Source organism: Streptomyces sp. NPDC007808 (genome assembly GCF_042868655.1).
Lineage (GTDB): Bacteria > Actinomycetota > Actinomycetes > Streptomycetales > Streptomycetaceae > Streptomyces.
Genome location: NZ_JBIAEQ010000002.1, coordinates 1,111,322 through 1,128,851 on the forward strand (window position 1 = coordinate 1,111,322; position 17,530 = coordinate 1,128,851).

A 17,530-nucleotide genomic window follows, 5' to 3' on the forward strand; every position below is an offset into this window, starting at 1 on the left:
TCAGTGCCCGCTGGTCGCCTTCAGCCCCACCACGGCGACCAGCAGCAGACAGACGAAGAAGATCCGCGCCGCGGTGACCGGCTCACCCAGCACCACCATGCCCACCACCGCCGCACCGGCCGCCCCGATCCCCACCCACACGCCATAGGCGGTACCGATGGGCAGCGACTTCGCGGCGTAGGACAGCAGCAGCATGCTGGCGACGATGCCGGCGCCGGTGAACACGCTGGGGACAAGACGGGTGAAACCGTCGGTGTACTTCATGCCGACCGACCAGCCGACCTCCAGCAGACCGGCGACGACGAGCAGAACCCAGGCCACGACGGGCACCTCCGAGACGTATCGACGTGAAAGGGGGTGCGTCGTCTTTTCCTGCATCCCGGTACGGCGCGTCTCGTCGGGCTCCTCCCACGCTAGCAAGCGAACGACAGAAGGGGCCGGTGACCCTGGTCACCGGCCCCTCCCGCCCACCGCACTACAGGTAGAGCCCCGTCGAGTCCTCCGACCCCTCGAACCGGTCGGCGGCCACGGCATGCAGATCACGCTCACGCATGAGCACGTACGCCACCCCGCGCACCTCGACCTCGGCACGGTCCTCCGGGTCGTACAGCACCCGGTCACCGGTCTCCACAGTCCGTACGTTCTGCCCCACCGCGACGACCTCCGCCCAGGCCAGCCGACGACCGACGGCCGCCGTGGCGGGGATCAGAATGCCGCCACCGGAACGCCGCTCACCCTCGCTGGTGTCCTGCCGCACGAGTACACGGTCGTGCAGCATCCGGATGGGCAGCTTGTCGTGATGGGTACTGTGCTCGTTTCTGTTGGCGCTCACACCTTGAACCTACCTGCCTTCGCCGCCTGCGTCCGCCGCCGGGTCCGCCGTCACTCAGCCCTTGCGGCGCCGGGTACCGAGGGCCAGCAGGCCCACGAGGCCGACCGCGACGAGCGCCACGGGCACGATCCGCTCGATACGGGGCGCGCCCTCCTCGTCGGTGAACTTGGCCTTGACATCGCTCACGGCCCGGTTGACCCCGACATAGGCCCGTCCGAGCGTGTGGTCGATGTTCGAGACGACCTTGGCCTTGGCGTCGCCGACGATCGTCTTCGGGTGCACCCGCACCCCGATCTCGTCGAGCGTCTCGGCCAGCGCTGCGCGGCGGGCCTTGATGTCCGCCTCGATCTGCGCCGGTGTTCTGGTGTCCGACGTGTCCGCCACCGTTCGGCCTCCGAAGTGAAGCTGATGCTGTTTGCGGACAGTCTGTCAGCTCCACGGCGAACCGCACCGTCAGGCTCCCCGGTTACGCTGGTTCGATGAGCGAGCGACTCCAGCCGGGGGACGTGGCCCCCGCCTTCACCCTGCCCGACGCCGACGGCAACGAGGTGTCCCTCTCGGACCACAAGGGCCGCAAGGTCATCGTGTACTTCTACCCGGCGGCCCTCACCCCCGGCTGCACCAAGCAGGCCTGCGACTTCACGGACAACCTGGAGCTCCTGGCCGGCGCCGGCTACGACGTGATCGGCATCTCCCCCGACAAGCCGGAGAAGCTCGCCAGGTTCCGCGAGAAGGAGTCCCTGAAGATCACGCTCCTCGCCGACCCGGAGAAGTCCGTGACCGAGTCCTACGGCGCCTACGGCGAGAAGAAGAACTACGGCAAGACCTACATGGGCGTCATCCGCTCCACGATCGTCGTGGACGAGGAGGGCAAGGTCGAGCGGGCGCTGTACAACGTCCGGGCGACCGGCCACGTCGCGAAGATCATCAAGGACCTGGGCATCTGAGCCCTCCTCGTCCGCTCGAAGCGGCCCGGCCCGGGGTGCCCCGGCCCGGGCCGCTTCGCCTTTCGGGCGTGACCGTCCGATGAGCGGTTCGTTACTCCGTACGAGATCACGAACGGGTGATCGAGAACGGAGGGGTTCGATGGGGGCCAGTGCGTACACCAAGGAGCGGCTGGAGGCGGCGGCTCGGGGGGCGCGGACGTTGTCGGAGGCGTGTGTGCGGTTGGGGGTGGATCCGGGAAGTTCGGCGCGGCGGTACGTGCTGGGGCGGATGAAGCGGCTCGGGGTGGACGTCTCGCACTTCGAGCGGGAGGGGATTAGATGGACGAGGGAAGTCCTCCAGACCGCTGTCTCGGCCTCGACGAACATGTGCGAGGTGCTGCGGCATCTCGGGCTTGACGTGGTCGGCGGGCATCACACGCACATCAGCCGTCGGATCGAGGCATACGGCATCGACACCTCGCACTTCCGGATGCCGACCCGGCGTGACCGTCCCTGGCGCCCTCGAACGCCGGAGGGCTTGCTGATCGAGCAGCCGGCTGGTCACGCCCGACGCGTCCCGGGCGACCGCCTCAAGTGGGCGATGACTGCTGTCGGGGTTGCGGACCGGTGCTCCCTCTGCGGCACAGAGCCGTCCTGGCGAGGCCGGCCGCTCCCGTTGGAGGTCGATCACATCGACGGCAACTGGCGAGACAACCGCATCGAGAACCTGCGGTTGCTCTGCCCCAACTGCCACTCGACGACGGACAATTATCGCGGACGCGCCAAGGCGGGCATCAGGAGTGGCGCCGCATGAACGGGGGCGTGCAGTACACCCGTGAGCGGTTGGCCGAGGCCGCGGCGCAGTGTTCGGACATGGACGAGGTCATCGCGTTCTTCGGCACACGGCCTTACGGCAAGCTCCGCCGCCATCTCTTCCGGCGCTTCGACCACTTCGGCATCGACGTCTCGCACATGCCGCGCGCGAGGCGAGCGAAGGCGCCCGCCCGACCACCTGCCGACGACCTGCGCCGTGCCGTTGCGGAGGCGACCTCTATCGCCGGCGCCCTCCGCGCCCTGGGAATGGCACCCTCCAATGGTCGCCTGCGCGCCTTGTTCCACGAGTGGGTGGCAGAGGACCGTCTCGACACTTCCCATTTTCTGGGACAGGCGCATCAGCGGGGAAAATCAGGCCCGACTCCCGTCAGACGCGCCGAGGAGATCCTGGTGCGACACGACGGCGGACGCCGTACGAGAACCCACTTGCTGCGGCGTGCGCTTCAGGAGGTGGGTGTGCCCGAAGTGTGCGCAGAGTGCGGCGTCGGGCCCGAGTGGCTGGGCAAACCCATGACCCTGGAGATCGATCACATCAACGGGGACTGGAGCGACGACCGGCGGGAGAACCTGCGGATGCTGTGCCCCAACTGTCACGCCGCCACTGCAACGTGGTGCCGAGGCGGAGGCCGAAGCGGCAGGCATCCCCGGTAGCATGGGCAGGCACACGCGGCCGTTGCTGAATGGTATAAGCAGAGGTTTTAGGTGCCTCGGGGCATTTGCCCATGTGGGTTCGACTCCCATCGGCCGCACACGCAGAGGGGCCGTCCATCTGGACGGCCCCTTCCACGTCTCAGCCCAACAGCTCCCGCACCACCGGCACCAGCGCCCGGAACGCCTTCCCCCGATGGCTGATCGCGTTCTTCTCCTCGGCAGTCAGCTCCGCGCACGTCCGCGTCTCCCCCTCCGGCTGCAGGATCGGGTCGTACCCGAATCCGTTCGTGCCGACGGGGGCGTGCCGCAGGACGCCCCGCAACTGCCCCTCGACCACCCGCTCCGTGCCGTCCGGCAGGGCGAGGGCGGCCGCACACGCGAAGTGGGCGCCGCGGTGTGCGTCGTCGATGTCGGAGAGCTGGGCGAGGAGGAGGTTCAGGTTCGCCTGGTCGTCACCGTGTCGGCCGGCCCAGCGGGCGGAGAAGATGCCGGGGGCGCCGTTCAGGACGTCGACGCACAGGCCGGAGTCGTCGGCGACCGCCGGGAGGCCGGTGGCCCTGGCGAGGGCGTGCGCTTTGAGCAGGGCGTTCTCGGCGAAGGTGACGCCGGTTTCCTTGACGTCGGGGATGTCCGGGTAGGCGTCCGCGCCGACGAGTTCGTGAGGGAGGTCTGCGTCGGCGAGGATCGCCCTGAGTTCGGTGATCTTTCCGGCGTTGCGGGTGGCGAGGATCAAGCGGGTCATGGGGTCCAGTATCCCGGCGCCCAGCCCGCTTGCCCGTGCCGGGTGTTACGGCGTGCAGACCTTGGTGAGTTCACCGGCGGCGCTGGTGACGGGGGTGATGTCGGGGGTCTCGTCGCCGTTCTTGATCGAGTCGCGGACGTTGGTGACGGCCTGCTGGAGGTCGTCCACCGCCTTGTTGACGTCGGTGTTGTCGGTCTTGTCGCCGATCTTGTCGAGGTTCTTGTCGATGGAGGTCAGCGATTCCTCGAGCTGGGTCGGGTCGTTGGCGGCGCTGTCCACGGCCTGCTGGAGTTCGGTGACGCTGTCGGCGATGGCGTCGGCGGTCTGGACGCAGTCCATCGCCTTGCTGACGGCGTCGCAGCCGGTGGTCAGCCCGGCCGTCAGTGCGACGGCCGCGACGGCTGCGGCGGCTATGGCGATACGGCTCCGGCGGCGTCGGCTCGTGGCCATGGTTGACGTTCCCTCCCTGCCCAGGGCTTGCGGCCCCCCGTTGTTCACTGGCCGGGCGTACGGTGGTGTGCCGTACGCCCGTACCCGTAGTGACGCGGGGAAGGGCGGCGCGGTTGCCCGGGGCCCCAGCTGTTCTTGGTGTGCCCTTTACTTTTCGAGGACGGTATCAAGTGCCTTGCGCTGCAGTTCCGCCAGCTCCCCGCAGCCCGCGACCGCGAGGTCGAGCAGGGCGTTGAGTTCCTCGCGGGCGAAGGGTTCGGCCTCGGCGGTGCCCTGGACCTCGACGAAGCGGCCGTCGCCGGTGCAGACGACGTTCATGTCGGTGTCGGCCTTGACGTCTTCCTCGTAGCGCAGGTCGAGGAGTGGGACGCCGTCGACGATGCCGACGGAGATGGCGCTGACGGTGCCGGTGAGCGGCTTGCGGCCGGGCTTGATCAGTTTTTTGGCCTGGGCCCAGGAGACGGCGTCGGCGAGGGCGACGTAGGCGCCGGTGATGGCTGCGGTGCGGGTGCCGCCGTCGGCTTGGAGGACGTCGCAGTCGAGGACGATGGTGTTCTCGCCGAGTGCCTTGTAGTCGATGACGGCGCGCAGGGAGCGGCCGATGAGGCGGCTGATCTCGTGGGTGCGGCCGCCGATCTTGCCTCGGACGGATTCGCGGTCGCCGCGGGTGTTGGTGGCGCGGGGCAGCATGGCGTACTCCGCGGTGACCCAGCCCTCGCCGCTGCCTTTGCGCCAGCGCGGGACGCCTTCGGTGAAGGAGGCGGTGCACAGGACCTTGGTGTCGCCGAAGGAGACGAGGACGGAGCCTTCGGCGTGCTTGCTCCAGGCGCGTTCGATGGTGACGGGGCGGAGTTGTTCGGGGGTGCGGCCGTCGATTCGAGACAGTGAGGACATGGCGTTGAGCCTAGTCGCAGATGGGAAGGGCCCCTCCCGTGGTGGGAGGGGCCGGGCAGGGCCTGAAGGTGTGGCCGCTGTGGACGCGGGTGCGTCACATCATGTCTTCGATCTCTGCCGCGATGGGGTCGGCGTCGGTGCCGATGACGACCTGGATGGCGGTTCCCATTTTGACGACGCCGTGGGCGCCGGCGGCCTTGAGGGCGGACTCGTCGACGAGTGCGGGGTCGCTGACCTCGGTGCGGAGTCGGGTGATGCAGCCCTCGATCTCTTCGATGTTGTCGATGCCGCCGAGCCCGGCGACGATCTTCTCAGCCTTGGTGGCCATGTTCCTTCTCCCTGATCCGAACCGCTTTGTCGCAGTAACCCACAGTTGGCCCATCTTTGCGAGCGGTCCTGTCGTACCTGCCGAAGGATGGCGTTCACGACAGCGGAACCGTCCCGTCGACTGGTCTACACCACCACGGGGACGGCCGACAAACCCAGCGGTGGGGGGAGCCGGAAAGGGAAGCGATGAGCGCCGACAGCGCCGACGGTACGGTCAGTCCCGCGCGTGCCCGTTGGAACCGTGCGTTCCAGGGGTTGCAGAAGATGGGGCGCAGTCTGCAGCTTCCCATCGCCGTGCTGCCGGCCGCGGGCATCCTCAACCGGCTGGGGCAGCCGGATGTGTTCGGGGACGACGGGCTGGGCTGGGACAACGTCGCGAAGGTGATGGACGGCGCGGGTGGTGCGCTGCTGGACGGCTCGTTGGGGTTGCCTTTGCTGTTCTGCGTCGGTGTGGCCATCGGCATGGCGAAGAAGGCGGACGGCTCGACGGCGCTGGCGGCGGTGGTGGGGTTCCTCGTCTACTACAACGTGCTGCGTGAGTTCCCGGAGGACTGTCCGGCGGGGACGAGGGAGGTCACCGACATCGGCTGTGCGGCGGCCGACGGGACGGTGAGCGCGTACGAGTATCAGAACCCGGGTGTGTTCGGCGGCATCGTCGTCGGTCTGCTGGCGGCCTTCTTCTGGCAGCGTTACCACCGTACGCGGCTGGTGGACTGGCTGGGCTTCTTCAACGGGCGGCGGCTGGTGCCGATCATCATGGCGTTCGTGGCGATCGTGTTCGCCGCGTTGTGTCTGTGGGTGTGGCCGCCGATCGGGGACGCGCTGGAGAGTTTCAGCGACTGGATGAGCGACCTGGGTGCGTGGGGTGCGGGTGTGTTCGGCGTCGCCAACCGCGCGTTGCTGGTGGTGGGGCTGCATCAGTTCCTGAACGTGCCGATCTGGTTCCAGTTCGGCAGCTACACCACGCCGGACGGGGAGGTGGTGCACGGGGACATCAACATGTTCCTCGCGGGCGACCCGGACGCGGGTCAGTTCACCTCGGGCTTCTTCCCGATCATGATGTTCGCGTTGCCGGCGGCGGCCCTCGCCATCACGCACTGCGCCAGGCCGAGTCGGCGCAAGGAGGTCGGGGGGCTGATGACGTCGGTGGCGCTGACGTCGTTCGTCACGGGGATCACGGAACCGATCGAGTACTCGTTCCTGTTCGTCGCTCCGCTTCTGTACGTGGTGCACGCCCTGTTGACGGGGGTGTCGATGGCGGTGACGTGGGGGCTCGGGGTGCACGACGGTTTCAGCTTCTCGGCCGGGCTGATCGACTACGTCATCAACTGGAATCTGGCGACGCGGCCTTGGGCGATCATTCCGATCGGTCTGTGCTTCGCGGTCGTCTATTACGGGATCTTCCGTTTCGCGATCACCAGGTTCGATCTCAGGACTCCGGGCAGGGAGCCGGAGGACGAGGTCGAGGACGTCGCAAAGATCTAAAAGGGCCTGATAACGGTCGGGAAAACCCTTGGGAATCGCGGGTTCCTTATCTCACCTTCATCGTGCTACAACAGGTCTACACCACTGAGTGGTGTAGACCACCACCCGATGGAGGAAGTCTATGAGCACCGCCACCGCATCGGCGGCCCCCACGAAGAAGTGGGGATCCGGTCTTTTCCAGGGCCTGCAGAAGGTCGGCCGCAGCCTGCAGCTGCCCATTGCCGTGTTGCCGGCGGCGGGCATCCTGCTGCGCCTGGGCCAGGACGACGTGTTCGGCAAGGACGGTCTCGGCTGGAACAAGGTCGCCGCCGTCTTCATGACGGCCGGCGATGCCGTCTTCGCCAACCTGCCGCTGCTGTTCTGCGTGGGCATCGCCATCGGCTTCGCCAAGAAGGCCGACGGCTCCACGGCGCTGGCGGCGCTGGTCGGCTTCCTGGTGTACAAGAACGTGCTGACCGCGTTCCCGATCACCGAGGCCAAGATAACCAAGGGCGCGGACGTCGCTGCGACGTACAACGATCCCAAGGTGCTCGGCGGCATCGTGATGGGCCTGATCGCCGCCGTCACCTGGCAGCGATTCCACCGCACCAAGCTTCCCGACTGGCTGGGCTTCTTCAACGGCCGCCGTCTGGTCCCGATCCTCATGGCCTTCATCGGCACCGCTGTCGGTGTCTTCTTCGGCCTGGTCTGGGAGCCCGTCGGTGACGTGATCACCAGCTTCGGCGAGTGGATGACCGGCCTCGGCGCCGCGGGCGCGGCCGTCTTCGGCGCCATCAACCGCGCGCTGCTCCCGGTGGGCATGCACCAGTTCGTCAACACCGTGGCCTGGCAGGAGATCGGTTCCTTCAAGGACTCCGCGGGCGCTGTCTGGCACGGTGACCTGCCGCGCTTCTTCCACGGTGACCCGACCGCCGGCCAGTTCATGACGGGCTTCTTCCCGATCATGATGTTCGCGCTCCCGGCCGCCGCCCTGGCCATCACGCACTGCGCCCGCCCCGAGCGCCGCAAGGCCGTCGGCGGCATGATGATGTCGCTCGCGCTGACCTCGTTCGTCACCGGCATCACCGAGCCGATCGAGTTCGCGTTCATGTTCATCGCCCCGGTGCTGTACGTCATCCACGCGGTGCTGACCGCCCTCTCGATGGCCGTCACCTGGGCCCTGGGCGTCCACCACGGCTTCAGCTTCTCGGCCGGCGCGATCGACTACTTCCTCAACTGGAGCCTGGCCACCAAGCCCTGGATGATCATCCCGGTCGGACTGGTCTTCGCCGCCGTCTACTACTCCGTCTTCCGCTTCGCCATCACCAAGTGGAACCTGGCCACCCCGGGCCGCGAGCCCGAGGAGGAGGTCGAGGACCTCACCAAGGCGTGATCGCCACGGCACGACGAAGGCCCCGGAACGGGATGGTTCCGGGGCCTTCGCGCGCGTACGGGACCGAACCCCGTACGTCCGTCTCTAGATCTCGTACGTCTGCCTCGGCGCCGCCAGTTCCACCGGACCGTCGTAGACCGCGCGCGCGTCGGCCAGGTTGACCTCGGGGTCGGTCCACGGCGGGATGTGGGTGAGGACCAGGCGGCGGACACCCGCGCGGGCGGCCGTCTGGCCCGCCTCGCGGCCGTTGAGGTGCAGGTCGGGGATGTCCTCCTTGCCGTGCGTGAAGGCTGCCTCGCACAGGAAGAGATCGGCGTCGAGGGCGAGTTCGTCCAGGGCGGTGCTGATGCCCGTGTCGCCGGAGTAGGTCAGGACCTTGCCGCCGTGCTCGATGCGGATGCCGTACGCCTCCACCGGATGGGCCACGCGTTCCGTGTGCACCGTGAACGGGCCGATCTCGAAGGTGGACGGCTTGACCGTGTGGAAGTCGAAGACCTCGCTCATGGACGAGGCGGTGGGGGTGTCGGCGTAGGCGGTGGTCAGACGCTGTTCCGTGCCCTCGGGTCCGTAGACCGGGATGGGGTCGCAGCGGCCGCCGTCATGCCGGTAGTAGCGCGCCACGAAGTACGCGCACATGTCGATGCAGTGGTCGGCGTGCAGATGACTGAGGAAGATCGCGTCGAGGTCGTAGAGACCGCAGTGGCGCTGCAGCTCGCCGAGGGCGCCGTTGCCCAGGTCGAGAAGCAGCCGGAAGCCGTCGGCCTCGACGAGGTAGCTCGAACAGGCCGATTCCGCGGACGGGAACGACCCCGAGCAGCCGACGACGGTGAGCTTCATGAAACAGAAACCTCCGCTGGCGGAAAATGAGAGGATCGGGAACTTTGGCGTCGGGGGTCGTGCGGTTTGTCGAGCGTAAGGCGCAAATCCTCCGGTCGCTCCTCCGCCAAGGGCTGTTGTGGGCGAACTCACCTGTGGTGTCACGCGTTCGGCTGGACGCGGGGAGTGTGAGGCGTGAGAGAAAGCGCGCGCGGGTGTGCGCGCGCCGGTACCTTCGTCCCTATGGACACGTCCTGGTGGCTCGCGCTCGCGGCGGTGGTACTGCTCGCGCTGGTCGCCACGCTCGTCGACGGGTGGGGGCGCGGGCGGCGGCCGCAGGGGCGGCGGACCCGGCCGCCCGGGCGGCCTCTGGGGCGAGCCAGGGGGCGTGCTCCGGCGCGTCGGCCGGAGCCCGCGGAGATCTGGTGGGCGAACGTGCCGTACGAGGACGGGCCGGGTGCGAAGGACCGGCCGTGTCTGGTGCTCGCGGTGCGCGGGCAGCAGGTCACCGTCGCCAAGATCACCAGCAAGTACCGCGACGAGCGGCACGGGGTCATCCCGCTGCCGCCGGGTTCGGTCGGGGACGCCCGGGGGCGGGCGAGCTTCCTGGAGACGGGCGAGCTGCGCCACGTGCCGGTGTGGGACTTCCGGCGGCGGGTCGGGGTGATGGACCCGATCGTGTGGGACCAGGTCCGTCACCTCGCGACGTAGGGCGCCGTCACTCGCCCCGTCAGGGCCTCGCGGCCCCCGAGCCGGAGGGCCGGCTCATGCCCAGAGCTGGCCCTGGAGCGTCTCGATGGCCTCTTCCGTCGTCGCCGCGGTGTAGACGCCGGTCGAGAGGTACTTCCAGCCGCCGTCGGCGACGACGAACACGATGTCGGCGGACTGACCCGCCTTCAACGCCTTGTTGCCGACGCCGATCGCGGCGTGCAGCGCGGCTCCGGTGGAGACGCCCGCGAAGATGCCCTCCTGCTGCAGGAGCTCGCGGGTGCGGGTGACCGCGTCGGCCGAGCCGACCGAGAAGCGGGTCGTCAGGACGGAGGCGTCGTACAGCTCGGGCACGAACCCCTCGTCGAGGTTGCGCAGGCCGTAGACGAGGTCGTCGTAGCGCGGCTCGGCGGCGACGATCTTGACGTCCGGCTTGTGCTCGCGCAGGTAGCGGCCGACGCCCATCAGGGTGCCGGTGGTGCCGAGGCCGGCGACGAAGTGGGTGACCGAGGGGAGGTCGGCGAGGATCTCCGGGCCGGTCGTCGCGTAGTGGGCACCGGCGTTGTCGGGGTTGCCGTACTGGTAGAGCATCACCCAGTCGGGGTGCTCGGCGGCGAGTTCCTTGGCGACCCGTACGGCGGTGTTGGAGCCGCCCGCCGCAGGGCTGGAGATGATCTGCGCGCCCCACATGCCGAGCAGGTCACGGCGTTCCTGCGAGGTGTTCTCGGGCATCACGCACACCATGCGGTAGCCCTTGAGCTTGGCGGCCATGGCCAGCGAGATGCCGGTGTTGCCGCTGGTGGGCTCCAGGATGGTGCAGCCCGGCGTGAGACGGCCGTCCTTCTCCGCCTGCTCGATCATGTGCAGCGCGGGGCGGTCCTTGACCGAGCCGGTGGGGTTGCGGTCCTCCAGCTTGGCCCAGATGCGGACGTCGGCGGACGGCGAGAGCCGCGGCAGGCACACCAGCGGGGTGTTGCCGACCGCGGCCAACGGGGAGTCGTAACGCATCGGAGGTCAGGGCCCTCAGGCCATGCCGCCGGCCACGGCCGGCAGGATCGTGACGTTGTCGCCGTCCGACAGCTTGGTGTTGATGCCGTCGAGGAAGCGGACGTCCTCGTCGTTCAGGTAGACGTTGACGAAGCGGCGCAGCTGGTCGCCGTCGACGATGCGGGCCTGGATGCCCGTGTGCCGGGTTTCGAGGTCGGTGAACAGGTCGGCGAGGGTGTCACCGCTGCCCTCCACCGCCTTCTGACCGTCGGTGTACGTGCGGAGGATGGTCGGGATGCGGACCTCGATGGCCATGGCTCAGGGCTCCTGTCGGGAGTAGTCAGTCGGGGGCGCGCGGCAGCGCAAGTGCAGCAGGGTGGTGCGTGTGTGCAGCGCCGCGGCTCACGGCCGTACGGCGGCAGGGTGTCGCGTCAACAGATGGCGCTGGCGAGCCTGCACAGGTCGACGTGCAGCCGCGCCACGAGCATCATGCCCGGCGTCTTTTCGCTCACGTCGCGGGAAACCATGGGGTCATCGTATCGATTCCCGGTCCGGGTTCTGGAAGGCGATCCCACATCGCGGACGGATCCGGGTCGGAGGGTGAGACCGCGCTGCTCAGAAGGTTCGGACGGGCGTCCCGCCGCGGGGTCGTGGATCAGTAGGCCTCGACGACCTTGACCTCCTCCTCGGTGACCTCGCCGTCGACGATCCGGAAGGAGCGGAACTGGAAGTCGCCGAGGCCGTCGGTGTCGGCGGTGGAGACCAGGACGTAGTGGGCGCCGGGCTCGTTGGCGTAGGAGATGTCCGTGCGGGACGGGTAGGCCTCGGTCGCGGTGTGGGAGTGGTAGATGACCACCGGCTCCTCGTCGCGGTCGTCCATCTCGCGGTAGAGCTTGAGCAGGTCCCCGGAGTCGAACTCGTAGAACGTGGGCGACATGGCGGCGTTCAGCATGGGGATGAAGCGCTCGGGGCGGTCCGAGCCGGCCGGCCCCGCGACGACGCCGCACGCCTCGTCGGGGTGGTCCTTGCGGGCGTGGGCGACGATCTGGTCGACGAGGGCCTGGGTGATGGTCAGCATGTCGGTCAGGATAAGCAGAAGGGCCGTCCCGTACCGAGGAGTGGTACGGGACGGCCCACATGCCGGACGTGGGGGCGTCCTGAGTGTGGACGTCCTGAGCGGCAGCCGGCAGCGGGCGCCACGAGTGCCCCCTGCCGGCTGGACGTCCACGGTCTCGGGTCAGCCGACCTTTTCGAGCTCCGGCTCCTCGCCGCCGCGAGCGGCGAGCTGCGGGTTGCGGCTCTTCAGGACCTTCCAGCCGACGCCGAGGGCGACGGCCCAGCCGGCCGCGACGTACAGGCAGATCCGCGCGTCCTTGTCGTACGCGATCATGCAGGTCACGCCGATGAGGAAGAGGAGTGCGACCCAGCTGAAGAGCGCTCCGCCGGGGGCGGGGAAGGACGAGGCGCGCAGTCGGCCCGCATCGACCGCCGCGCGGTAGCGGATGTGGCTGACCAGGATCATCATCCAGGTCCAGATGCCGGCCGCGGTGGCGACGGAGGTGACGTAGAGGAACGCCTTCTCCGGGACGACGTAGTTCAGGACCACGCCGATGCCCATGAGCGCCACGGAGACCGTGATGCCGACGGCGGGCGTCTTGCGGGCGTTGAGCTTGCCGAACGCCTGCGGCGCCTCGCTGTTGGAGGCCAGGTCGCGCAGCATACGGCCGGTGGAGTACATGCCCGAGTTGCAGGACGACAGGGCCGCGGTGAGCACGACGAAGTTGACGATGCCCGCGGCGAGCGGGATGCCGATCTTGCCGAAGGCGTGCACGAAGGGGCTCTCACCGGCGGAGAACTCGGTCCACTTCACGACGGAGAGGATCACGAGGAGCGCGCCGACGTAGAAGACGATGATGCGCCAGGGCAGGGTGTTGATGGCCTTGGGCAGGGTCTTCTCGGGGTTCTCGGACTCGCCCGCGGTGACGCCGACGAGCTCGACGGCCAGGTAGGCGAACATGACGCCCTGGAGCGTCATCAGGCTGGAGCCGATGCCGTTCGGGAAGAAGCCGTCGTGCGCCCAGAGGTTGGAGACGGTGGCGGTGTCACCGGCGTCGGAGAAGCCGAGGGTGAGCACGCCGAGGCCGATGACGATCATGCCGATGATGGCCGTGACCTTGATCATCGAGAACCAGAACTCGACCTCGCCGAAGATCTTGACGGAGATCAGGTTGACGCCGAAGAGCACCACCAGGAACACCAGGGCGCTGACCCACTGCGGGATCTCCGGGAACCAGAAGTGGATGTAGATCGCGGCGGCCGTGAGCTCGGCCATGCCGGTGACCACCCACATGAGCCAGTACGTCCAGCCCGTGACGAAGCCGAAGAACGGACCGAGGAACTCGCGGGCGTACTCGGCGAAGGAGCCGGAGACGGGCCGGTAGAGGAGCAGCTCGCCCAGGGCCCGCATGATGAAGAAGATGACGACGCCCGCGAGGGCGTACATGAGGATGATGCTGGGGCCGGCCTTGGCGATGTTCGCTCCGGCACCCATGAACAGGCCGACGCCGATGGCGCCGCCGATCGCGATCATCTGGACCTGACGGCTGCCGAGACCGCGCTCGTACCCCTCCTCGGGGGCTTCGGCGGCCTGCGTGTCAGTGACCTTCGAAGAGGTCATGTGTAGTGCGCCTTTCTCCATGCCGACCCGGGCCTTTCGTCGGCCTCGGATCGGGTCTCGATCCCCCCGGATTGATGGAGTTGGGCGGGCCGCGGGGCCCACCCGTGCCTGGTCGGCGATCCGCCGGCCACATGGCGCACCCGGCCGAACATTCGGGTGGTGTTCGCCGGGCGGTCGTGAAGATTTATCACGGCCGTAACAGTGATCGGGTCCGGGACATGTGGCACATCACACAAGAAGAACCGGACAAACAAACCGCCGCCGCTCATAAAGGGCGACGGCGTTGACAGGATCGTTATTCGGATTTGAGCGTCCTCTGAGCGAACACAGAATCACCACATGTGGTCACAAAGTCGTCGGGATTCATGGCATCAGCGTCGCGACGAGTGTCTCCTGGAGCCCGCCCAGCCACAGATACGCCATCACCATCGGCTTGCGCGGGTCCTCGTCGGGGAGCCGGTAGAGCAGGTCGGTGTCGTCCTCGTCGGTGATCTCCAGGCGCGAGCCGATGGCCAGACGCAGATCGTTGAGGGCGCCGAGCCACTGCCGGGACTCCTCTGGGGAGAGCTTGAGCACCGCGCCGCCCTCTCCCGCGGAGGCGGCGCTGAGCGCGTCCAGGGAGCGGACCACCGCGAGCGCCTTGTCGCGCTTGCCGGCGCGCAGGTCGTTCTCGGTGTAGCGACGGAACTCCGCGGAGTACGCCCGCTGCTCCTCGGCCTCCGCGGACTGCGGGGTGCCCTCGGGGTCGCTGTAGGCGTCCGGGAACAGGCGCTTGAGCACCGGGTCGGCCGGCGGCTCGCTCGGACCCTCGGCGAACAGCTCGGCCAGGGGGTCGTCGGAGGCGTCCTCGGCGGGGCCGGGGCCGATGAGCTCCAGGAGCTGGACGGCCAGCGACCGGATGATGGAGATCTCGACGTCGTCGAGGGCGACGGCCGCGCCGCCGCCGGGGAGCGGTTCGAAGGTTCCTGGCATGGAGGAGATTCGCTACTTCCGGTCCTGCGAGGCGGGTCGGGTCATTTCCGGTCCTGCTGGAGGGTGGCCCACAGGCCGTAGCCGTGCATGGCCTGCACGTCGCGTTCCATCTCCTCACGAGTGCCGCTGGAGACGACCGCCCGGCCCTTGTGGTGGACATCGAGCATGAGCTTGGTGGCCTTGTCCTTGGAGTAGCCGAAGTACGACTGGAAGACGTACGTCACGTAGCTCATGAGGTTGACAGGGTCGTTGTGGACGATCGTGACCCAGGGGACGTCGGGCTCAGGTACGGCGAAGACTTCCTCCGCCGACTCGGTGCGTTCGATCTCAAGGGGAGCGGGTGACGTCACACAGCCCATGCTGCCACCCGAGGGGCGCGGTCGCACAAACGGGCTGCGCAACGCGTGCGTTGAGGCGGGAGCGGCCGACCCGCCCCCGAAATCGTCAGACTGACGAAATGGGGGTACCATCCCCCTCATGAACACAGCGGACCTTGGGCTGCCGGTGGACGTCCCCTCGACGGCGCTCTTCACGGATCAGTACGAGTTCACGATGCTGCAAGCCGCCCTGAAGGCGGGCACCGCCGAGCGACGGTCGGTGTTCGAGGTCTTCACCCGGCGGCTGCCGAACGGCCGGCGCTACGGCGTCGTGGCGGGCACCGGGCGGGTGCTGGACGCCGTGGAGAACTTCCGGTTCGACGAGGGCGTCCTCGACTTCCTGCGCGAGCGCGGGATCGTCGACGACGAGACCCTTCACTGGCTCGCGGGCTATCGCTTCTCCGGCGACATCTGGGGCTATCCCGAGGGGGAGGTGTACTTCCCCGGCTCTCCGATCATGCGGGTCGAGGGCACCTTCGCCGAGTGCGTGCTGCTGGAGACCGTGATCCTCTCCATCCTCAACCACGACTCCGCCATAGCCGCGGCCGCCTCCCGCATGGCGTCGGCCGCCGGTGACCGTCCGATCATCGAGATGGGCGCCCGGCGCACCCACGAGCTGGCCGCCGTCGCCGCCTCCCGGGCCGCCTACCTCGGCGGCTTCACCTCCACCTCCGACCTGGCCGCCGGGTTCCGGTACGGCATCCCCACCGTCGGCACCAGCGCCCACGCCTTCACCCTGCTGCACGACCGCGAGCGGGACGCCTTCCAGGCCCAGGTGGACTCCATGGGCCGCGGCACCACGCTGCTCGTGGACACCTACGACGTCGCCGAGGCGGTCCGTACGGCCGTGGAGGTCGCCGGACCCGAGCTGGGCGCCGTCCGTATCGACTCGGGCGACCTGCTGCTGGTCGCGCACCGGGTGCGGCAGCAGCTGGACGAGCTGGGCGCGACGAACACGAAGATCATCGTGACCTCCGACCTGGACGAGTACGCCATCGCCTCGCTGGCGGCGGCGCCGGTGGACGCGTACGGCGTCGGCACCCAGCTGGTGACCGGGTCCGGGCACCCCACCAGCTCGATGGTCTACAAGCTGGTCGCCCGCGCCGAGTCGGCCGACCCCGGGGCGCCGATGGTGGCGGTGGCGAAGAAGTCCACCGGCGGCAAGACCTCCGTCGGCGGCCGCAAGTGGGCCGCGCGCCGCCTCGACGAGTACGGCGTCGCGGAGGCCGAGGTCATCGGCACCGGGCCGGTTCCGCCCGAGCTCGCCGAACGGCAGCTGCTGGTCGAGCTGGTCAAGGGCGGTGACGTGCTGGGCCGGGAGCCGTTGGACGTCGTACGGGACCGGCACACGGCCGCCCGGGCGAACCTGCCGCTGTCCGCGACGCAGCTGTCGCGAGGGGAACCCGTCATTCCGACGGAGTATGTCAACGGGCGCTCGGGGAGCCGGACGGGGGCGTGAAGCGAGCGCGCCCGGCATGCTCACCCCATGCCCCCTCCCGCACCGAACGGGAAGTCTCTAGGCTCGGAAGTTCACGGCCGGGCCCGCACCCTTTCACCGTCCCGACCTCCGCGTCCATAACCGAAGGACACCGACCATGCGCCGCGCCTTGATCGTCGTAGACGTGCAGAACGACTTCTGCGAGGGGGGCAGCCTCGCGGTGGCCGGCGGTGCCGACGTGGCCGCCGCCGTCACCGAGCTGATCGGGCAGGCGGCCGGGTCCGGCTACCAGCACGTCGTGGCCACCCGTGACCACCACATCGCGCCCGGCGGGCACTTCTCCACCAACCCCGACTACGCGCACTCCTGGCCGGCGCACTGCGTCGCGGGCACCGAGGGTGTCGGCTTCCACCCGAACTTCGCCCCCGCGGTCGCCTCCGGCGCGGTCGACGCCGTCTTCGACAAGGGGGCGTACGCGGCGGCGTACAGCGGGTTCGAGGGCGCCGACGAGCACGGCGTGAAGCTGGGCGACTGGCTGCGGGCCAGGGAGGTCTCGGAGGTGGACGTGGTGGGCATCGCCACGGACCACTGCGTGCGCGCGACCGCGCTGGACGCGGTGCGGGAGGGCTTCCGTGCGCAGGTCCTGCTGGACCTGACGGCCGGGGTGGCCACGGAGACCACGGAGCGGGCCCTGGAGGAGCTGCGCGAGGCGGGCGTGGAACTGACCGGGAAGCCGGTCGTCGCGTAGACGCCTCTGCGCTCCGCTGGGTGTCGCGATGTGCCGTCGACCGGCCGCGGCGCCGTCGTGGCTGGTCGCGCAGTTCCCCGCGCCCCTGAGGGCGTGATCGGGTCCTCGCCGCGCAGGCGAGCCCGGCGCCCCGCGACGCCGGCGCGCATCGCCGTGGGCGGGTGACGGTGCGTCGTGGCTGGTCACGCAGTTCCCCCGCGCCCCTGAGGGCGTGATCGGGTCCTCGCCGCGCAGGCGAGCCCGGCGCCCCGCGACGCCGGCGCGCATCGCCGTGGGCGGGTGACGGTGCGTCCG

The 17,530-nt window shown here is 69.0% G+C and carries 23 protein-coding genes, 1 tRNA gene and 1 riboswitch; of the genes, 9 read left to right on the plus strand and 15 right to left on the minus strand.

From position 1 onward, the window contains the following. The 3 genes from ACFYNL_RS11315 to ACFYNL_RS11325 form a co-directional block, all read right to left on the minus strand. Positions 1-321 (minus strand): DMT family transporter, encoded by a 321-nt coding sequence (locus ACFYNL_RS11315; RefSeq protein WP_388800208.1) that lies wholly within the window; start codon positions 319-321, stop codon positions 1-3. A 35-nt stretch (positions 322-356) separates the two neighbouring features. Beyond that, a riboswitch (guanidine-III (ykkC-III) riboswitch) is annotated at positions 357-426 on the minus strand. A 49-nt stretch (positions 427-475) separates the two neighbouring features. Further along, on the minus strand, positions 476-832 hold the full coding sequence (locus ACFYNL_RS11320) for a co-chaperone GroES (protein WP_128428777.1): 357 nt from the start codon (positions 830-832) through the stop codon (positions 476-478). A 54-nt stretch (positions 833-886) separates the two neighbouring features. Beyond that, positions 887-1,216 carry a DUF3618 domain-containing protein gene (locus ACFYNL_RS11325; RefSeq protein WP_388800211.1) on the minus strand — a complete coding sequence of 110 codons (330 nt, stop codon included), beginning with the start codon at positions 1,214-1,216 and terminating at the stop codon, positions 887-889. A gap of 95 nt (positions 1,217-1,311) precedes the next feature. On the opposite strand from ACFYNL_RS11325, the gene bcp reads away from it, so the two are divergent. From bcp to ACFYNL_RS11345, 4 genes are all read left to right on the plus strand, one after another. After that, positions 1,312-1,779: a thioredoxin-dependent thiol peroxidase gene (bcp, locus tag ACFYNL_RS11330; RefSeq protein ID WP_388800214.1), complete on the plus strand. Its 468-nt coding sequence runs from the start codon at positions 1,312-1,314 to the stop codon at positions 1,777-1,779. Between the two features lie 139 nt (positions 1,780-1,918). Further along, complete coding sequence (locus tag ACFYNL_RS11335; RefSeq protein WP_388800217.1) at positions 1,919-2,572, plus strand: HNH endonuclease signature motif containing protein; 654 nt, start codon at positions 1,919-1,921, stop codon at positions 2,570-2,572. Beyond that, complete coding sequence (locus ACFYNL_RS11340) at positions 2,569-3,243, plus strand: HNH endonuclease (RefSeq protein ID WP_388800220.1); 675 nt, start codon at positions 2,569-2,571, stop codon at positions 3,241-3,243. Before ACFYNL_RS11335 ends, ACFYNL_RS11340 begins: the two co-directional genes overlap by 4 nt. A 15-nt stretch (positions 3,244-3,258) precedes the next feature. Further along, a tRNA-Leu gene (locus ACFYNL_RS11345) sits at positions 3,259-3,341 on the plus strand. A gap of 41 nt (positions 3,342-3,382) precedes the next feature. Here the strand turns inward: ACFYNL_RS11345 and rdgB are convergent. From rdgB to ACFYNL_RS11365, 4 genes are all read right to left on the minus strand, one after another. Then, on the minus strand, positions 3,383-3,985 hold the full coding sequence (gene rdgB / locus ACFYNL_RS11350) for an RdgB/HAM1 family non-canonical purine NTP pyrophosphatase (protein ID WP_388800223.1): 603 nt from the start codon (positions 3,983-3,985) through the stop codon (positions 3,383-3,385). 45 nt (positions 3,986-4,030) lie between these two features. Then, entirely contained in the window at positions 4,031-4,435 is a 405-nt protein-coding gene (locus tag ACFYNL_RS11355; protein WP_388800226.1) for a hypothetical protein, read from the minus strand. A 147-nt stretch (positions 4,436-4,582) separates the two neighbouring features. Next, on the minus strand, positions 4,583-5,320 hold the full coding sequence (gene rph, locus ACFYNL_RS11360; protein WP_388800640.1) for a ribonuclease PH: 738 nt from the start codon (positions 5,318-5,320) through the stop codon (positions 4,583-4,585). A gap of 103 nt (positions 5,321-5,423) precedes the next feature. Continuing rightward, positions 5,424-5,657 (minus strand): PTS glucose/sucrose transporter subunit IIB, encoded by a 234-nt coding sequence (locus ACFYNL_RS11365; protein WP_019754029.1) that lies wholly within the window; start codon positions 5,655-5,657, stop codon positions 5,424-5,426. 185 nt (positions 5,658-5,842) lie between these two features. Between ACFYNL_RS11365 and ACFYNL_RS11370 the strand changes: the two genes are divergently transcribed. Both ACFYNL_RS11370 and ACFYNL_RS11375 read left to right on the plus strand, forming a co-directional pair. Then, positions 5,843-7,141: a PTS transporter subunit EIIC gene (locus ACFYNL_RS11370; protein WP_388800230.1), complete on the plus strand. Its 1,299-nt coding sequence runs from the start codon at positions 5,843-5,845 to the stop codon at positions 7,139-7,141. 121 nt (positions 7,142-7,262) lie between these two features. Next, positions 7,263-8,513: a PTS transporter subunit EIIC gene (locus tag ACFYNL_RS11375; RefSeq protein WP_388800233.1), complete on the plus strand. Its 1,251-nt coding sequence runs from the start codon at positions 7,263-7,265 to the stop codon at positions 8,511-8,513. An 84-nt stretch (positions 8,514-8,597) separates the two neighbouring features. Here ACFYNL_RS11375 and ACFYNL_RS11380 read toward each other — a convergent pair whose 3' ends face one another. Then, positions 8,598-9,350, minus strand: a complete 753-nt coding sequence (locus ACFYNL_RS11380; protein WP_388800236.1) for an MBL fold metallo-hydrolase — start codon at positions 9,348-9,350, stop codon at positions 8,598-8,600. 222 nt (positions 9,351-9,572) lie between these two features. Here ACFYNL_RS11380 and ACFYNL_RS11385 point away from each other — a divergent pair, with 222 nt between their 5' ends. Next, positions 9,573-10,040 carry a type II toxin-antitoxin system PemK/MazF family toxin gene (locus ACFYNL_RS11385; RefSeq protein WP_388800238.1) on the plus strand — a complete coding sequence of 156 codons (468 nt, stop codon included), beginning with the start codon at positions 9,573-9,575 and terminating at the stop codon, positions 10,038-10,040. A gap of 54 nt (positions 10,041-10,094) precedes the next feature. Here the strand turns inward: ACFYNL_RS11385 and ACFYNL_RS11390 are convergent, their stop codons facing one another. The 7 genes from ACFYNL_RS11390 to clpS all read right to left on the minus strand — a co-directional run bounded on the left by ACFYNL_RS11390 (position 10,095) and on the right by clpS (position 15,032). Further along, positions 10,095-11,045 (minus strand): PLP-dependent cysteine synthase family protein, encoded by a 951-nt coding sequence (locus ACFYNL_RS11390; RefSeq protein WP_388800241.1) that lies wholly within the window; start codon positions 11,043-11,045, stop codon positions 10,095-10,097. Positions 11,046-11,060: 15 nt separating this feature from the next. Continuing rightward, on the minus strand, positions 11,061-11,339 hold the full coding sequence (locus ACFYNL_RS11395; RefSeq protein ID WP_019759526.1) for a MoaD/ThiS family protein: 279 nt from the start codon (positions 11,337-11,339) through the stop codon (positions 11,061-11,063). A 116-nt stretch (positions 11,340-11,455) separates the two neighbouring features. Further along, positions 11,456-11,551 (minus strand): putative leader peptide, encoded by a 96-nt coding sequence (locus tag ACFYNL_RS11400; RefSeq protein WP_388800245.1) that lies wholly within the window; start codon positions 11,549-11,551, stop codon positions 11,456-11,458. Between the two features lie 128 nt (positions 11,552-11,679). After that, positions 11,680-12,102, minus strand: coding sequence for a Mov34/MPN/PAD-1 family protein (locus ACFYNL_RS11405; RefSeq protein ID WP_030945922.1), 423 nt, complete (start codon positions 12,100-12,102; stop codon positions 11,680-11,682). Positions 12,103-12,261: 159 nt separating this feature from the next. Further along, positions 12,262-13,701, minus strand: coding sequence for an amino acid permease (locus ACFYNL_RS11410; RefSeq protein ID WP_388800249.1), 1,440 nt, complete (start codon positions 13,699-13,701; stop codon positions 12,262-12,264). Between the two features lie 363 nt (positions 13,702-14,064). After that, positions 14,065-14,673, minus strand: a complete 609-nt coding sequence (locus tag ACFYNL_RS11415; protein ID WP_388800251.1) for a DUF2017 domain-containing protein — start codon at positions 14,671-14,673, stop codon at positions 14,065-14,067. Between the two features lie 41 nt (positions 14,674-14,714). Next, the gene (gene clpS / locus ACFYNL_RS11420; RefSeq protein WP_388800254.1) at positions 14,715-15,032 is read right to left on the minus strand and encodes an ATP-dependent Clp protease adapter ClpS; all 318 of its coding nucleotides are present in this window, start codon (positions 15,030-15,032) and stop codon (positions 14,715-14,717) included. Positions 15,033-15,150: 118 nt separating this feature from the next. Between clpS and ACFYNL_RS11425 the strand changes: the two genes are divergently transcribed. Both ACFYNL_RS11425 and ACFYNL_RS11430 read left to right on the plus strand, forming a co-directional pair. Beyond that, entirely contained in the window at positions 15,151-16,509 is a 1,359-nt protein-coding gene (locus tag ACFYNL_RS11425; RefSeq protein WP_388800256.1) for a nicotinate phosphoribosyltransferase, read from the plus strand. 136 nt (positions 16,510-16,645) lie between these two features. Continuing rightward, on the plus strand, positions 16,646-17,236 hold the full coding sequence (locus tag ACFYNL_RS11430) for an isochorismatase family protein (RefSeq protein WP_388800259.1): 591 nt from the start codon (positions 16,646-16,648) through the stop codon (positions 17,234-17,236). Positions 17,237-17,530 lie beyond the last annotated feature (294 nt).

Excerpts from the sequence above, each read along its gene's own strand:
- bcp (WP_388800214.1), top strand. The coding sequence starts at position 1,312 with ATGAGCGAGCGACTCCAGCCGGGGGACGTGGCCCCCGCCTTCACCCTG.
- ACFYNL_RS11335 (WP_388800217.1), top strand. The coding sequence starts at position 1,919 with ATGGGGGCCAGTGCGTACACCAAGGAGCGGCTGGAGGCGGCGGCTCGG.
- ACFYNL_RS11340 (WP_388800220.1), top strand. The coding sequence starts at position 2,569 with ATGAACGGGGGCGTGCAGTACACCCGTGAGCGGTTGGCCGAGGCCGCG.
- rdgB (WP_388800223.1), bottom strand. The coding sequence starts at position 3,985 with ATGACCCGCTTGATCCTCGCCACCCGCAACGCCGGAAAGATCACCGAA.
- ACFYNL_RS11355 (WP_388800226.1), bottom strand. The coding sequence starts at position 4,435 with ATGGCCACGAGCCGACGCCGCCGGAGCCGTATCGCCATAGCCGCCGCA.
- ACFYNL_RS11365 (WP_019754029.1), bottom strand. The coding sequence starts at position 5,657 with ATGGCCACCAAGGCTGAGAAGATCGTCGCCGGGCTCGGCGGCATCGAC.
- ACFYNL_RS11370 (WP_388800230.1), top strand. The coding sequence starts at position 5,843 with ATGAGCGCCGACAGCGCCGACGGTACGGTCAGTCCCGCGCGTGCCCGT.
- ACFYNL_RS11375 (WP_388800233.1), top strand. The coding sequence starts at position 7,263 with ATGAGCACCGCCACCGCATCGGCGGCCCCCACGAAGAAGTGGGGATCC.
- ACFYNL_RS11380 (WP_388800236.1), bottom strand. The coding sequence starts at position 9,350 with ATGAAGCTCACCGTCGTCGGCTGCTCGGGGTCGTTCCCGTCCGCGGAA.
- ACFYNL_RS11385 (WP_388800238.1), top strand. The coding sequence starts at position 9,573 with ATGGACACGTCCTGGTGGCTCGCGCTCGCGGCGGTGGTACTGCTCGCG.
- ACFYNL_RS11390 (WP_388800241.1), bottom strand. The coding sequence starts at position 11,045 with ATGCGTTACGACTCCCCGTTGGCCGCGGTCGGCAACACCCCGCTGGTG.
- ACFYNL_RS11395 (WP_019759526.1), bottom strand. The coding sequence starts at position 11,339 with ATGGCCATCGAGGTCCGCATCCCGACCATCCTCCGCACGTACACCGAC.
- ACFYNL_RS11400 (WP_388800245.1), bottom strand. The coding sequence starts at position 11,551 with ATGGTTTCCCGCGACGTGAGCGAAAAGACGCCGGGCATGATGCTCGTG.
- ACFYNL_RS11405 (WP_030945922.1), bottom strand. The coding sequence starts at position 12,102 with ATGCTGACCATCACCCAGGCCCTCGTCGACCAGATCGTCGCCCACGCC.
- ACFYNL_RS11410 (WP_388800249.1), bottom strand. The coding sequence starts at position 13,701 with ATGACCTCTTCGAAGGTCACTGACACGCAGGCCGCCGAAGCCCCCGAG.
- ACFYNL_RS11415 (WP_388800251.1), bottom strand. The coding sequence starts at position 14,673 with ATGCCAGGAACCTTCGAACCGCTCCCCGGCGGCGGCGCGGCCGTCGCC.
- clpS (WP_388800254.1), bottom strand. The coding sequence starts at position 15,032 with ATGGGCTGTGTGACGTCACCCGCTCCCCTTGAGATCGAACGCACCGAG.
- ACFYNL_RS11425 (WP_388800256.1), top strand. The coding sequence starts at position 15,151 with ATGAACACAGCGGACCTTGGGCTGCCGGTGGACGTCCCCTCGACGGCG.
- ACFYNL_RS11430 (WP_388800259.1), top strand. The coding sequence starts at position 16,646 with ATGCGCCGCGCCTTGATCGTCGTAGACGTGCAGAACGACTTCTGCGAG.